This is a genomic window from Kitasatospora sp. NPDC051705, assembly GCF_044453265.1.
Taxonomy (GTDB): domain Bacteria; phylum Actinomycetota; class Actinomycetes; order Streptomycetales; family Streptomycetaceae; genus Kitasatospora.
The window spans coordinates 91,667-107,131 of the sequence record NZ_JBITCO010000015.1 but is presented as its reverse complement, the minus strand read 5'-3'; the positions used below and the strand labels follow the sequence as shown (position 1 = coordinate 107,131).

7 protein-coding genes are annotated in these 15,465 nt (G+C 71.1%); all 7 read left to right on the top strand.

Annotated features, from left to right (window positions below; genetic code table 11):
* Positions 1-239: 239 nt before the first annotated feature.
* The 7 genes from ACIA8Q_RS20520 to pyk all read left to right on the top strand — a co-directional run bounded on the left by ACIA8Q_RS20520 (position 240) and on the right by pyk (position 15,395).
* Positions 240-1,730 carry a phosphotransferase gene (locus ACIA8Q_RS20520; RefSeq protein ID WP_360204717.1) on the top strand — a complete coding sequence of 497 codons (1,491 nt, stop codon included), beginning with the start codon at positions 240-242 and terminating at the stop codon, positions 1,728-1,730.
* A 64-nt stretch (positions 1,731-1,794) separates the two neighbouring features.
* Positions 1,795-4,248, top strand: coding sequence for a 1,4-alpha-glucan branching enzyme (gene glgB, locus ACIA8Q_RS20515; RefSeq protein WP_396317519.1), 2,454 nt, complete (start codon positions 1,795-1,797; stop codon positions 4,246-4,248).
* Between the two features lie 627 nt (positions 4,249-4,875).
* Entirely contained in the window at positions 4,876-9,558 is a 4,683-nt protein-coding gene (locus tag ACIA8Q_RS20510; protein WP_396317518.1) for a ricin-type beta-trefoil lectin domain protein, read from the top strand.
* A gap of 87 nt (positions 9,559-9,645) precedes the next feature.
* Positions 9,646-10,335 carry a hypothetical protein gene (locus ACIA8Q_RS20505; protein WP_396317517.1) on the top strand — a complete coding sequence of 230 codons (690 nt, stop codon included), beginning with the start codon at positions 9,646-9,648 and terminating at the stop codon, positions 10,333-10,335.
* Between the two features lie 180 nt (positions 10,336-10,515).
* Entirely contained in the window at positions 10,516-12,645 is a 2,130-nt protein-coding gene (pta, locus tag ACIA8Q_RS20500) for a phosphate acetyltransferase (protein WP_360204709.1), read from the top strand.
* Positions 12,642-13,856: an acetate kinase gene (locus tag ACIA8Q_RS20495; RefSeq protein ID WP_360204706.1), complete on the top strand. Its 1,215-nt coding sequence runs from the start codon at positions 12,642-12,644 to the stop codon at positions 13,854-13,856. The genes pta and ACIA8Q_RS20495 overlap by 4 nt, the downstream gene beginning before the upstream one ends.
* A 111-nt stretch (positions 13,857-13,967) precedes the next feature.
* On the top strand, positions 13,968-15,395 hold the full coding sequence (gene pyk / locus ACIA8Q_RS20490) for a pyruvate kinase (protein WP_360204703.1): 1,428 nt from the start codon (positions 13,968-13,970) through the stop codon (positions 15,393-15,395).
* Positions 15,396-15,465: the final 70 nt, after the last annotated feature.

Below are 15,465 nucleotides of genomic sequence, written 5' to 3'. Positions count from 1 at the left end.
TCCGCCGCACCCGGCCCGCACCGCACCACCAGACCCTCCGGGGGCGCGAGTTGAACCCCCGCGCCCCCGGAGTTCTCTGCACCACCGCGTACGGAGAACAGCCCAACGGCCACCCACACGAAGGCGTGACACCTGAGCCCCGCTCGCGTGCCGTCGCCGCCGCGCCGCCGAAATCCGGAAGACTGACGGACCCGGCCAGACCCGTCGGGCAGTCCGCCCGCTTCCGGGGAAAGGGAGTCATGTCCGAAACCTCCCGTTCTCAAGCCCACGTGCAGCACGACGCCCCGGCCGGCTCCGCCGCGCCGGCCGCCGCGCGGAGCACCGGGGCCCGGAGAACCGCCCTGGGGGTCAGCGAACTCGTCCAGGCGGCCCTGCCGCTGATCGCCGAGTGGCTCCCCACCCAGCGCTGGTACGCCGGGAAGGGACGGCCCATCACCGGCCTCACCCCCGTGGTCGGCACCCCGCTGCAGGTCGGCGACCCGGCCCTGCTGCACCTGCTGCTGCGGGTCGAACACGCCACCACGGCCGGCGCCCCGCACGGCGACATCTACCAACTCCTGCTCGGCATCCGCTCCCACGGCTCCGCGGACATCGACCCCGGCGCCGTGCTCGGCCGGCTCAGCCAGGGCCCGTACGACGGCGCGGCGCTCTACGACGCGGTGCACGACCCGGAGCTCACCGGACGGCTGCTGGAGCACCTCGCCACCGGCGACCGCTTCGGCTCCCTCGCCTTCCGCCGCACCCCCGGCTCCGGGCTCCCCGCCAACCTCCCCGGCCGCGCCTCCACCGCCGAGCAGTCCAACAGCTCCGTCATCTACGGCACCTCCTACATCCTCAAGCTGTTCCGCCGCATCCACCCCGGCACCAACCCCGACCTCGAACTCTCCCTCGCCCTCTCCCGGGCCGGCTCCACCCGGATCCCCCGGGTCGCCGCCTGGTTCGAGAGCCGGATGGAACGCGCCGAACCCGCCACCCTCGGCCTGCTGCAGCGCTACCTGCCGGACGCCGAGGACGGCTGGGAGCTCGCCCTCGACCAGGTCGGCCGGCTCAAGGGCGACCCGTCCCCCGGCAACTTCGCCATCGAGGCCCACCGGCTCGGCCGTGCCACCGCCGAGGTCCACCGGGTACTGGCCCGCTCCATGCCGGTCGCCCGCCTCGACCGCACCCAGACCCGCATGCTCGCCACCACCATGGCCGACCGGCTGGACAGCGCCGTCGCCGCCGTCCCCGGCCTGCTGCGCTACCGGGCCGCGCTGCGCAGCGCCTTCCAACAGCTCGCCGACGCCCACCCCGACGGCCTGCCCGTCCAGCGCATCCACGGCGACCTGCACCTGGGCCAGGCCATGCGCACCCCGCACGGCTGGGTGCTGCTGGACTTCGAGGGCGAACCCGCCAAGTCCGTCAACGAACGCCGCGAACCGCAGCCCGCGCTGCGCGACGTCGCCGCCATGCTCCGCTCCTTCGACTACGCCGCCGCCCACCTGCTGGCCGGCGGCCCCGTCGACCCGGAGCTCGCCCATCTGGCCGCCGCCTGGGCCCAGCGCAACCGCACCGCCTTCTGCGCCGGCTACACCGCCGGCGGCGGCGCCGACCCGGCCGCCTCCCCCGAGCTGATGCGGGCGCTCGAGATCGACAAGGCCGTGTACGAGGTGGTGTACGAGGCCCGGCACCGCCCGAGCTGGCTGCCGATCCCGCTCGCCGCGATCAACCGGCTCGCCCTCACCGTCTGACCCGCCCGACCCCGGTTCCGCCGCCCAGGAGCTCAGCCCACCCCCGCCGCAGGAGGACCCAGCCGTGACGCCGCTCGACCCGCCCGGCCGCACCACCCGCCCCGTACCGGCCACCTTCCTGGCCGGCCCGCCCCGTGCCGGGGCGCGCAGCGCCGCCGACGAAGACGGCGACGGCGAGCGACGCACCGACGGCGCAGACCCGGCCGGCGCGGACCCGGCCGGCGCAGACCCGGCCGGCGCAGACCCGGGCTGCGCGGATCCGGGCGGCCCGGAGCGCGCCGACGCGGTGGCGGCGGCCGCCGGGCCCGGCGGGCGCGCCGCGGTGCTGCGGCTGCCCGAGGCGCCCCTGCCCCCGTCCGAGGTGGACCGGCTGGTCGGCGGACAGCACCACGACCCGCACGCCCTGCTCGGTGCCCACCCGGTGCACGGCGGTACCGCGATCCGGGTGCTGCGCCCCTTCGCCGACCGGGTGGTCGTCGAGACCGACCAGGGCCCGGCCGAACTCACCCACCAGCAGGGCGGCCTGTTCACCGGCCTGGTGTCCGGCGGCAGCGTCCCGGACTACCGGCTGCTGGTCGGCTACCCCGGCGGCGAACCGCTGCTCCAGCACGACGGCTACCGCTGCCCGCCCACCCTCGGCGAGCTCGACCTGCACCTGATCTCCGAGGGCCGGCACGAGCAGCTCTGGCAGGCCCTCGGCTCGCACCTGCGCACCGTCGACGGCGTCGCCGGCACCGCCTTCGCGGTCTGGGCCCCGAACGCCGTCGGGGTCCGGCTGATCGGCGACTTCAACCACTGGAACGGCACCGGGCACCCGATGCGCTCGCTGGGCTCCTCCGGCGTCTGGGAACTCTTCGTCCCCGGCCTCGGCGAGGGTGCCGCCTACAAGTACGAGATCCACACCCGGCAGGGCTGGGTGCTCGACAAGGCCGACCCGCTGGCCCGCGCCGCCCAGTGCCCGCCCGGCACCGCCTCGGTGGTCACCGCCTCCCGCCACACCTGGCAGGACGGCGAGTGGATGGCCCGGCGGGCCCGCGCCGCGCACCACCGGGCGCCGATGTCCGTCTACGAGCTGCACCTGGCCTCCTGGCGGCCCGACCTCACCGGCTACCGCGAGATCGCCGAGGAGCTGCCGCGCTACCTCAAGGAGCTGAACTTCACCCACGTGGAGTTCATGCCGGTCATGGAACACCCCTTCGGCGGCTCCTGGGGCTACCAGGTGTCCGGCTACTACGCCCCCACCGCCCGGCTCGGCAGCCCCGACGACTTCCGGTACCTGGTCGACACCCTGCACCAGCACGGCATCGGCGTGATCGTCGACTGGGTGCCCGCCCACTTCCCCAAGGACGGCTTCGCGCTCGCCCGCTTCGACGGCGAGCCGCTCTACGAGCCCGCCGACCCGCTGCGCGCCGAACACCCCGACTGGGGCACCCTGGAGTTCGACTACGGCCGCACCGAGGTGCGCAACTTCCTCGTCGCCAACGCGGTCTACTGGTGCGAGGAGTTCCACATCGACGGCCTGCGGGTCGACGCCGTCGCCTCGATGCTCTACCTCGACTACTCCCGCGAGGGCGGCGCCTGGACGCCCAACCAGTACGGCGGCCGGGAGAACCTGGACGCGGCCGCGTTCCTGCAGGAGATGAACGCCACCGTCTACCGGCGCTGCCCCGGGGTCGTCACCATCGCCGAGGAGTCCACCGCCTGGGACGGCGTCACCCGCCCCACCGACGGCGGCGGCCTCGGCTTCGGCCTCAAGTGGAACATGGGCTGGATGCACGACTCGCTGGTCTACATGTCCAAGGAGCCGGTGCACCGCAAGTACCACCACAACGAGATCACCTTCTCGATGGTGTACGCCTACTCGGAGAACTACGTCCTGCCGATCTCCCACGACGAGGTGGTGCACGGCAAGCAGTCCCTCGTCTCCAAGATGCCCGGCGACTGGTGGCAGCAGCGCGCCAACCACCGCGCCTACCTGGGCTTCATGTGGTCCCACCCGGGCAAGCAGCTCCTCTTCATGGGCCAGGAGTTCGCCCAGGGCGCGGAGTGGGACCACGAGCAGGGCCCGCAGTGGTGGGTGCTCGACGAGCAGTGGCCGGCCCACCGGGAACACCTGGGCGTGCGCCGCCTGGTCCGCGACCTCAACCGGCACTACCTCGACACCCCCGCCCTCTGGGAGCGCGACACCACCCCGGACGGCTTCCGCTGGCTCGACGGCGGCGCCGCCGAGGACAACCTGCTGTCCTTCGTCCGCTACGCCGCCGACGGCTCCCCGCTCGTCGCGGTCTGCAACTTCTCCCCCGTCGTCCGGCACGGCCACCGGGTCGGCCTGCCCGCCCTGGACGGCCGCGACCAGCTCTGGGAGGAGCTGCTCAACACCGACGACGAGGCCTACGGCGGCAGCGGCATCGGCAACTCCCACCCGGTCAAGGCCGAACCCGTCGCCCGCGACGGCCAGCCCCGCTCCGCCGAACTCGTCCTCCCCCCGCTCGCCACCCTCTGGCTCCGCCCGGCGTAGCACCCCGCCACGCGACGGGGGAAGGTAGGGCGCACCTGTGTCTCCTGGAGTCCTGCCAACACGTGGCCGGATGCCCATGGTCAGGCCGCACGGAGTTCAGCCAGGCTCTCGTCCGGAGTTTGCCAACTGGGCGTGTGACAGGAGCAACGGCTGAGCCGACCTCGGCCGAGGTCAGCGCGGTGAAGGCAAGCCCTTCCCCAGCTGCCCGTGGGAGGCCCCTCGACTGAGGGCACGCTCACGGTCCAGCGAGCCGTATCCCTCTCTCGGAGCCGCGTGACGGCGCGCATACGCTCGTCGTCACGCGGCTATCACACGAGCTCGAGGGCGACACCATCGCGCGTCGGTGGTGCCGCGAGGCCTGCGCGCTCCGACTCACCGGACTCCCGGGTCTGGATGCATAGGAGCTCTGAGTCCCATGCCGCCACCCGGTCGGGGCGTTGCGACGGTCAGCGCGCGCAGCGGCGAACCCGAGGGACCGATCGAGCAATTTCTCGAACAGAGTACGAACGATCCCAGTAGGCTACGCGGAAATCCGAGACGGTTCGTCAGCAAGGCGATGTCCGGAGATATCCGACAGTGAGTCACGATTCGATGAAACCAAGAGCATTAGGGCGAGCTCACCCACTCATGGCGAGGCTGGCCGCGCTCGTATCGGCCGTAACGCTCATCCTCGGGCTGTCAACGTCTACAGCCTCAGCCGCAACACCTCCATGGGATCTCGGCAACACCGCACTCGCCACTCCGGTCAACCTCAATGCCCAGGCGAGCGGCCCCATCCGCAACATCGGCCTCGACAAGTGCATGGACGACGCCGCCGGTGACACGCGGAACGGCGCCGCGGTGGTGTCCTATACCTGCAACGACCAGGGCAATCAGAGTTGGACATTCAACCCCAAGGAACCGTACATATTCGACAACTTCTTCTACGGCACGATCACGCTGACCAACACCCCGGGAAAGTGCCTCGACGTACCCAACCCGGCGGGTGACGGCAGCGGCATCACCAACGGCACCAAACTGCAGGTCTGGGACTGCAACGGCGCCAAGAACCAGCAGTGGATCATGCAGTACGCCAGCAACGGCAGCCCCCGGATCTACAGCCCGATGAGCTACCGCTGCGTCGACGTACCCGGCTACTCCACCGTCGACGGCATCACACTCCAGCTGTGGAACTGCAACAGCAGCACGGCCCAGTGGTTCACTCCGCCTGCCGCCGCTCCCCAGCCAACCGGGCCGATCACCAACCCGTCCCTTGGCGGCAAGTGCGTAGACGACCCCTGGAACAATCCGGCCAACGGCACGCGTGTCCAGAGCAGCCAGTGCAACGGCACCTCTGCTCAGGTCTGGACGCTGAACCAGGACGGCACCGTCACCCACGCTTCCCAGTGCCTCGACATCGCAGGCGGCGAGACGGCCGTCGCGGACGGCACACCGGTCCACCTCTGGTCCTGCGTCGGCGGATTGAACCAGCAATGGGTAGTGCGCTTCGACGCCGGGGGGCGCACCACGCTGCTCAACCCCAACTCCGGACGCTGTCTCGACGTCCCGGGCGGCACCACCTCCGACGCCACCGACCTCCAGCTGTGGACCTGCAACGACACCGACGCACAGGTCTGGAAGACTCCGCAGCGTCCGCACACTTCCGCCGCGGGTCCTGTGGTCTCTGCCCCGGTGATATATCCGGTCGGGACCGGCCCGCTGTCCGCCCGGCTCGACGCGATCAAGGACGCGGAGGAGAAGCGCAAGAACCGGGCCCGGCTGGCACGCGCCATGCACGCCGGCGGCACCAAGATGCGTACCGAGGCCGGTGCCGCCCTCTCCGGTAACGACGTCGAGATGAGCGCGGTCTGGGCCGCCTGGATCAGCCGAGGCTGGGCCGACGATCCCAACAGCGCGCTCTCGAAGGACGTCGTCGACACCAAGATCGCCGATCAAGCGCGGGACCAGCGTTGGGCCGGGCGGCAACACTTCCTCGACGACTTCTCGATGTTCGACCGCCAGCCCGACTTCGACGACAACGTGATCTCCTACATGTCGTCCAACTCCACGTTCTGGCGGGGTCTGCTCTCCGTCAACGTCGTACTGGACACGCCGAAGGCAAATCAGGCGGCCAAGGACCGGGTCAACGCGATCGCCAAGGAGAACGGCGCCAAGGAGCCGAGCGTGGCCTGGCTGTGGGACGTCTACGCCCGCCAGACCAACGACGGCTCCGCCGACGACGTCCGCCGCTTCATCCAGTACAACGGGTACCCGACCGTCGCGCCCGTCCCCGGAACCCCGGAGTTCCGAATCGAGGTCGAGGCCATCAAGGCACGTTGGGCCAGCGGCGACGCGACCAACCCGTTCGACCCCAAGTACATGCTGATGGATGCCGTGGAGACGGCCTGGACCGAATACCAGAACGAACTCAACTCCCAGGCGCAGCCGCGCGCGGACATCATCACCGCCGAGATCCAAGGTCTTGAAGCCCTGCGGACCGGCTCCGAAGCCATGAACGATGCCCTCAGCTACGCTTGGTACGCCGACCGGCTACTCTGGGCCCAGCAGTATAGGACCGACCCCAGCTGGCACGCCCCGGTCGAACGGATCCCGCACGACCTCGGCATCATCAAGGCCAAGGTCGCCGGACTCGCAGAGAGCGCGAAGATGGCGGCCGGCCAGGCCAAGGAGGCCGCCGACAAGGTCCAGGCCGCCCAGGACGCCGCCGCCGCGACTGCCCGAAGCAATGGTGCCCCCGAAGGTCGTGCCCTGACCTACGCCCTGCAGTCCGCGCAGGTGACCAAGGCTTCCGCCTCGGCCGCCACCGCTGTCTCCAACGCCATCCAGACAGCTCTGGCCACGACGAACGCCACCGTCAACGACAGCGCCACGCTTCTCGCCAACGCTAAGGCCCAGGCCCACGCCGCCCGCGCCCAATTCCTCCGTGAAATGGCGCAGGGAGACGCCAAGCTCGCCGCTTCGCTCGCCACCACGAGTCAGGAACGGGCGACCGCCGCCGCCAGCGCCGCCCAGCGCGCCGCTGCGGCCAAGGTCAAGGCCCAGGCTGCCGAGACGACTGCCGCAACCGCAACCGCTGCGGCCCACGACAGCGCCGCCAAGGCCGCCAAGGAGCGGCAGAACGCAGCCACCGCCAAGGCCACCGCCGACACCCAGCGCGCTAAGGCCCAGCAGGCGGAGACACTCGCCCAGCAGAAGGCCGCCACGGCTCAGAACCTGCGGAAGGATGCTGCAGCAGCGGCCGGGACTGCGGCAGCCAACGAGAGCGCGGCACAACAGGCGGAACAAGCAGCCGATACCTCGCGAAAGCAGGCCCTGACGGCGGAGCAGAGCGAGAACGCTGCGGACGCCCGAGCCAGTGCTGCCGAAGCCGCTGCGGCAGCCGCTGTCGGTGGCCCGAACGCAGCCGCAGCACGAGCTGCGGCTGACCGGGCCAAGGCGGACGCGGCCGCTGCGGTCACCGCCGCCAACCAGGCCCGTAGTGCGGCCGGGACCGCGACGATCGCAGCAGGCAAAGCCCGCAAGGCTGCCGACGCGGCCAATGCGGCCTCGGCCCGGGCCAAGGCCGCCTCGGACAAGGCGGACTCGGACACGGCGGCGGCATCCGCAGCCGCCGCCGACGCGCACGCAGCGGCGGCCGACTCGATCGAGGCCTCGGCCCAGGCCTCAACGAACGCCCAAGGCGCCCAGACTGCCTCCGACCAGGCCACCAAGACCGCCTCCGAGGCACTGGAGCGGGCGACGGCAGCCCGGTCCGAGGCGGACGGCGCAGTCTCCGAGAGTGCGATCGCTGCCGGCAAGGCGGCGGCGACATCCGAGGCAGCCCAGCAAGCATCGACCGCAGCAGCGACCGTTGCCGCTCCCGCCGACAAGGCGATCGACCTCAGCGCGCCGTACGCCAACACCGACTCGGCCGCGGGCCTGGCCACACTGGCCTCCCAGGCGGCCAAGACGGTCGCTCAGCAGCAGGCCGAGGTCGCCCAGGCTCGGGCTGTCCAGGCGGCCGACGCCGCGGTGGCCGCCCAGCAGGCGGCCGACAAGGCCGACGGGGAAGCCAAACTCGCCGCTCAGGCCGCCGCAGATGCAGCCAAGTCGGCTGCATCGGCAGCCAAATCGTCCGCGGACGCCATGAAGTCCGCTGCCTCCGCGACCGCGGACTCGGCGGTCGCGGTCCAGGCCGCCGCGCACAGCGACCAGCTGGTGACCCAGGCCAAGGCCGACCAGAGTGCGGCGCACCAGTCGGCGAAGGACGCCGCCGGCGATGCGTCCTCGGCCAGCGCTTCGGCCACCACCGCTGAACGGGACGCGGCGGGCGCTCGAAAAGCGGCCACAACAGCCCGTGCCGCGGCGAACCAGGCCCAGCAGTCAGCTGCGGCAGCGGATGCCTCGGCGACATCGGCCGAGGCTGCGATCGCCAAGGCCCAGCAGGACGCCGCGGCAGCAGCCGAGGCCGCGAACAGGGCCGGCATCAAGGCCTCCGCCGACAAGGGCTGGTGCGATGCGGCAACTGGGCAAGTCTGTGCGAACGCGACGGAGATCACAGGAGGAGCCGGAGCGCCTGGTGGAGGGAAGTGCGACAGCCCCTGGGAGCAGTACAACTGCAAACAGCGCTACGTTCTGAACAGCGACTATCAAGCGGCCATGAGCAGGACCTACGGGGACTGTGCCAACGCCAAGTTCGAGAACCTCAGCTGCCAGCCGTCCATCCTGATGCAGACGGCGGTCATCGCGGCCTCCAAAGCGAACGTCGATCCGCGACTGGTCTACTCCATCGCGCTGATGGAAACCAGTGGCAAGGAAGTGCCCATGGTCCGCGACTACGGTCTCGACGTCTACCTGGAGTACGAGAAGCGAGCTGCGGCGCTGTCGGCGGTACACCTGTGGCCCGGACACGGCGGTGACGGGGTGGCCTCGCTCGGCCTCACCAATATCAAGCCGGTGACCTGGGACTACATCGCGAAGGCATACCCGAATGTCTTCAAGGGGCACGAGTGGGCCGACCTTCGCGATCAGACCGATCTGGACATGACTGCGGCTGCGTACTACGTCAAGTACCTGGAGACCGTGGAGCTGCCCAAGCTCCCTCAGGAGAGCATCCGGGATTACGCCCCCTACGACCTGCTCTACGGCTTCTACAACGGAGGCATCGACCCCAGCAGTGAGTCCTACCGCGCGTTCTACGACGCCAAGGGCGACCACTACGGCCACTTCGGCCCTCTGGTGACGGGCAACATCACTGCTTGGAAGGCGCATTGGGACCGCGCCAACCGGGAGATCTGCGGCAGCGGGATCATGACCTGCACCTTCTCCTGACCCGACCGTCGTCCGGGGCGGGGCGTCGCGCCCGTCCCGGACGGCCCAGGATCCTTTCGAGAAGGAATTCGACAGCAGGGGGTTCGTTTGTTCCAGGTCCTGTGGTGGCTGTACGTCCTGTGTCCGCTGGGGTGCTGGGCGGCATTGTCCCGCACGCGATTGGTCGGCATGGTCGTGGCTGCCGTTCTGCTCGGGCAGGCGATCGTACTGATCGGGCTGGACTATGAGTGGTGGGCACCACTTGCGGCGGCCGAGGTGACGGTCACATATCCGTTCACCTCGATCCTTGTGTCCATTGCAGGCGTGCTGACCGAACGGCGACTGCGCGGCATCCGCCCCATCAGTCCCGATGGTCGCCTGGGCGGGACGATGGTCACCCTCGCCGGGCAGGCCACGATCAGCGTGGTCATCGCAACCGCCTATCCGTTCTACATCTCCGCCAATCCCTATTACCCGAGCCTTGCCGAGCTTCCGATTCCGCCCGGGCTGACCATCGAACACGACTCCGGAACCTCCGGGGGCTGTGCTCTGCACGACTGCGGCAGGGAGCTTTCCATCGGCAGCGTCGACGGCCTCCGACCATCGCAAGTGGTGACCCGGCTGCGAAACAGTCTCATCGCCGACGGATGGACAGTCGGACCGTCCGACTCCCTCGAACATCCACACGGGTGGCTGCTGGACAGGCGCGTGGTCCGGGCATTCGTAACGGAAGGCCCACGTGGAGCATCAGTGGAGCTGGTGGGCCCCGAGCGCTCCGGAGCTCCGACCCAGCGCTGATCCCTCCAGGTCGGACCGGCGGTTCGTGGCGCGTCCGGCGCTCGACGAACCGCCGTCCGCCGCGATCATGACCTTCGTCCCTTGCTCCCCGGGGGTGGTTCTGCTCGCGGGCGGGTGTTCGTGGTGCGAAGGTATGGTCGACATGACCACCAGCTGAGACGACGGGACGGAGAATCCGGCGTGGCGCGCAGCGTGTACGTGACCGGGATCGACCGGGGGGACGGCCGCCAGGCCGTCGAACTCGGGGTCATGGAACTGCTCACCCGCCAGGTGGACCGGGTCGGGGTGTTCCGGCCGCTGGTGCACGCGCACGCGCCCGGGGCGGTGGGCTCGGACCACGTGGTGGAGCTGCTGCGCGGGCGCTACCGGATCGACCTGCCGGCGGCCGAGCTGTACGGGCTGACGTACGAGGAGGCGGCCGCCCTGCAGGCCGCGCAGGGGCAGGACGAGCTGGTGTCCACGCTGGTCGACCGGTTCCGCGCGCTGGAGCGGCGCTGCCAGGCGGTGCTGGTGCTCGGCACCGACTTCGCCGACACCAACATCCCGGACGAGCTGGCCTTCAACGCCCGGCTGGCGAACGAGTTCGGCGCGGCCGTGCTGCCGGTGGTCGGCGGGCACGCCGAGGACCCGGAGGCCGTGGTCGCCGAGGTCCGCAACGCCCACCGGGCGTACACCGACCTGGGCTGCGAGACGCTGGCGATGGTCGCCAACCGGGTCGCCCCGGGCGCCAAGCAGCGGATCCAGCGCAAGCTGACCGAGAAGCTGCCGATCCCCGCCTACGTCATCCCGGAGGAGCCCGCGCTGGCGGCGCCGACCGTCGCCCAGCTGGTCGAGGCGACCGGCGCCGAGGTGCTGCTCGGGGACGCGGCCGGCCTGGCCCGCGACGTCCGCGGCTTCGTCTTCGGCGGCGCCATGCTGCCGACCTTCCTGGACGCGCTGACCGAGGGCGCCCTGGTCGTCACCCCCGGGGACCGCGCCGACCTGGTGATCGGCTCGCTGGCCGCGCACGCCGCCGGGGCGCCGCCGATCGCCGGCGTGCTGCTGACGCTCGGCCAGCACCCCGGCCCGAACGTGATGGCGCTGGCCGCGCGGCTCGCCCCGGGCACCCCGGTGGCGGTCGTCCCGGAGGGCAGCTGGCCGACCGCCGCCACGCTGACCCACCTGGAGGGCAAGCTCACCGCGGCCAGTCCGCGGAAGGCCGAGATCGCCCTGGGCCTGTTCGAACTGCACGTCGACACCGTCGAGCTGACCAGCCGGATCGAGGTCGGCCGGTCCGAGCGGGTCACCCCGATGATGTTCGAGCACGAGCTGCTGGAGCGGGCCCGGGCCGGCCGGCGGCACGTCGTCCTGCCGGAGGGCACCGAGGAGCGGGTGCTGCGCGCGGCGGAGATCCTGCTGCGGCGCAACATCTGCGACCTCACCCTGCTCGGCGAGGTCGACGCGGTGCGCCGCAAGGCCGCGGGGCTCGGGATCAACCTCCCGCAGGAGCAGCCGGACGCCGACCGGGCGCAGGTCCGGGTCGTCGACCCGACCACCAGCCCGCTGCGCCGCCAGTTCGCCGAGCTGTACGCCCGGCTGCGCGCGCACAAGGGGATGACCGTCGAGCTGGCGCTGGACGTCGTGACGGACGTCTCCTACTTCGGCACCCTGATGGTGCAGGAGGGCATCGCGGACGGGATGGTCTCCGGCGCAGTGCACTCCACCGCGGCCACCATCCGGCCCGCGTTCGAGGTGATCAAGACCTCGCCGGGCGCGGCGATCGTGTCGAGCGTCTTCTTCATGTGCTTGGCGGACCGGGTGCTGGTGTACGGCGACTGCGCCGTCAACCCGGATCCGGACGCCCAGCAGCTGGCGGACATCGCGATCCAGTCCGCCGCCACGGCCGCGCAGTTCGGGGTGGAGCCGCGGGTCGCGATGCTCTCGTACTCGACCGGCACGTCCGGCTCCGGCGCCGACGTCGACAAGGTCCGCAAGGCCACCGAGCTCGTCCGCGAGCTTCGGCCGGACATCCTGGTCGAGGGCCCGATCCAGTACGACGCGGCGGTGGACGAGCACGTCGCGGCGACCAAGCTGCCCGGCTCGCCGGTGGCCGGCCGGGCCACCGTGCTGATCTTCCCGGACCTCAACACCGGCAACAACACCTACAAGGCGGTCCAGCGCTCGGCGGGCGCGGTGGCGGTCGGGCCGGTGCTGCAGGGCCTGCGCAAACCCGTCAACGACCTCTCCCGCGGCGCGCTGGTCGAGGACATCGTCAACACCGTCGCGATCACCGCCATCCAGTCCCAGGACCGCAAGGAGCCGCAGGCATGACCGAAGGTACCCGCGTCCTCGTGCTGAACGCCGGCTCCTCGTCGGTGAAGTACCAGCTGATCGACATGCTGGACGGCGCCCGGCTCGCCTCCGGGCTGGTCGAGCGGATCGGTGAGCCGAGCGGCCGGCTGGTGCACACCCCGCGCTCGGGCGGGCCGCGCGAGGCCGTGCAGGTCTTCCCGGACCACTCGGCCGCGCTGAAGGCCGTCGCCGAGGAGCTCGCCGCCGACGGGGTCGGGCTGGACTCCCCGGAGCTGGCCGCGATCGGCCACCGGGTGGTGCACGGCGGCAAGCGGTTCACCGAGCCGACCGTGATCACCGACGAGGTGCTCCGGGAGGTCCGCCGGCTGATCCCGGTCGCCCCGCTGCACAACCCGGCCAACATCACCGGCATCGAGGTGGCGCGGGCGCTGCGCCCGGACCTCCCCCAGGTGGCCGTCTTCGACACCGCCTTCCACGCCTCGATGCCCGAGTACGCGGCCCGGTACGCGATCGACCGGGGCGTCGCGGACGAGCACCGGGTGCGCCGGTACGGCTTCCACGGCACCTCGCACCAGTACGTCTCGCGGGCCACCGCCCGGCTGCTCGGCAAGGACCCGGCCGAGGTGAACGTGATCGTGCTGCACCTGGGCAACGGCGCCTCCGCCTCGGCGGTCGCCGGCGGCCGGTGCGTGGACACCTCGATGGGCCTCACCCCGCTGGAGGGCCTGGTGATGGGCACCCGTTCGGGTGACATCGACGCGGGCGTGGTGTTCCACCTGCACCGGGTCGGCGGACTGTCCGTCGACGAGATCGACGACCTGCTCAACCGCCGCAGCGGCCTGCGCGGCCTGTGCGGCGACAACGACATGCGCGAGATCATGCGCCGGGCCGAGGCCGGGGACGCGGACGCCCGGCTGGCCTTCGACGCGTACGTGCACCGGCTGCGCAAGTACGTCGGCGGCTACTACGCGGTGCTCGGCCGGGTGGACGCGATCGCGTTCACCGCGGGTGTCGGGGAGAATGCGGCGCCGGTGCGCGCGGCGGCCACCGCAGGGCTGGACGAGCTGGGCATCGCGGTCGACCCCGAGCTGAACTCGGTGCGCTCCGCGGAGCCCAGGATCATCTCGCCGGCGTACTCCCGGGTGGCGGTCGCCGTGGTGCCCACCGACGAGGAACTGGAGATCGCCCGCCAGGCCTTCGCCCTGGTGCACCAACGGTCCGAGGGGTGAGACGGTCCGGGGACTGACACACCGTCGTCTCGCTCCGCGGAATCCTTCGTCGGCGATTCCTCACGATTCGTGCCGAATGCACCTATAACACGAACGGATAGACTGACCCATATGCGCCGAGCGAAAATTGTCTGCACCCTGGGTCCGGCGACGGACTCCTACGAACAGCTGAAGGCCATCGTCGAGGCGGGCATGAACGTCGCCCGACTGAACATGAGCCACGGCAACCACGCGGACCACGAGGAGCGGTTCCGCAAGGTCCGCCAGGTCTCGGAGGACACCGGCAAGGCCATCGGCGTCCTGGCCGACCTCCAGGGTCCCAAGATCCGTCTGGCGACCTTCGCCAACGGCCCGGTGACCGTCGACAACGGCGACGAGTTCACCATCACCACCGAGGACGTCCCCGGTGACCAGCACATCTGCGGCACCACCTACAAGGGCCTGCCCGGCGACGTGAAGCCCGGCGACCCGATCCTGATCAACGACGGCGTCATCGCCCTGGAGGTCGTCAGCGTCGACGGCCCGCGGGTGAGGACCGTGGTGGTCGAGGGCGGCGTGCTCTCGAACAACAAGGGCATCAACCTGCCCGGCGCGGCCGTGAACGTGCCCGCCCTGTCCGAGAAGGACAAGGACGACCTGCGCTTCGCGCTCCGCCTGGGCGTCGACATGGTCGCCCTGTCCTTCGTCCGCAACGCGGCCGACATCAAGGACGTCCACGAGGTCATGGACGAGGTCGGCATCCGGGTGCCGGTCATCGCCAAGATCGAGAAGCCGCAGGCCGTCGAGGCCATGGAGGAGATCGTCCTCGCCTTCGACGCCATCATGGTCGCCCGCGGCGACCTGGCCGTCGAGTACCCGCTGGAGCGGGTGCCGCTGGTCCAGAAGCAGCTGATCACCCTGGCCCGCCGCAACGCCAAGCCGGTCATCGTCGCCACCCAGATGATGGAGTCGATGATCCACGCCTCGCGCCCGACCCGCGCCGAGGTCTCGGACGTCGCCAACGCCATCCTGGACGGCACCGACGCGGTGATGCTCTCCGCCGAGTCCAGCGTGGGCAAGTACCCGGTCGAGACCGTCCGCACCATGAGCCGGATCTGCGAGAAGGCCGAGGAGGAGCTCGTCTCCCAGGGCCTGCAGCCGCTCAACCCGGGCCGCAAGCCGCGCACCCAGGGCGGCTCCATCGCCCGCGCCGCGTGCGAGCTCGGCGACTTCCTGAACGGCCAGGCACTGGTGGCGTTCACCAAGTCCGGTGACACCGCCCGCCGCCTGTCCCGCTACCGCTCGCCGATCCCGGTGATCGCGTTCACCCCGGACGCCGCCACCCGCAGCCAGCTCTCGCTGAGCTGGGGCGTCGAGGCGCACGTCACCGAGCAGGTCGAGACCACCGACGAGATGGTCGCCCAGGTCGACCGCGAGCTGCTGAAGATGGGCCGGCTCGCCGAGGGCGCGACGGTCATCGTCACCGCCGGCTCCCCGCCCGGCATCCCCGGCAACACCAACATGGTCCAGGTGCACCACCTGGGCACCCGGAGCGAGTGAGCACCCGGTAGCGGAAAACGCCCGTGGGGCGGCCCTCCCGTGCGGGAGGGCCGCCCCACGGGCGTGTCCG

What these genes read in the sequence shown, in the direction of transcription:
- ACIA8Q_RS20520 (WP_360204717.1), top strand. Translation starts at nt 240, where the DNA reads ATGTCCGAAACCTCCCGTTCTCAAGCCCACGTGCAGCACGACGCCCCG.
- ACIA8Q_RS20510 (WP_396317518.1), top strand. Translation starts at nt 4,876, where the DNA reads ATGGCGAGGCTGGCCGCGCTCGTATCGGCCGTAACGCTCATCCTCGGG.
- ACIA8Q_RS20495 (WP_360204706.1), top strand. Translation starts at nt 12,642, where the DNA reads ATGACCGAAGGTACCCGCGTCCTCGTGCTGAACGCCGGCTCCTCGTCG.
- pyk (WP_360204703.1), top strand. Translation starts at nt 13,968, where the DNA reads ATGCGCCGAGCGAAAATTGTCTGCACCCTGGGTCCGGCGACGGACTCC.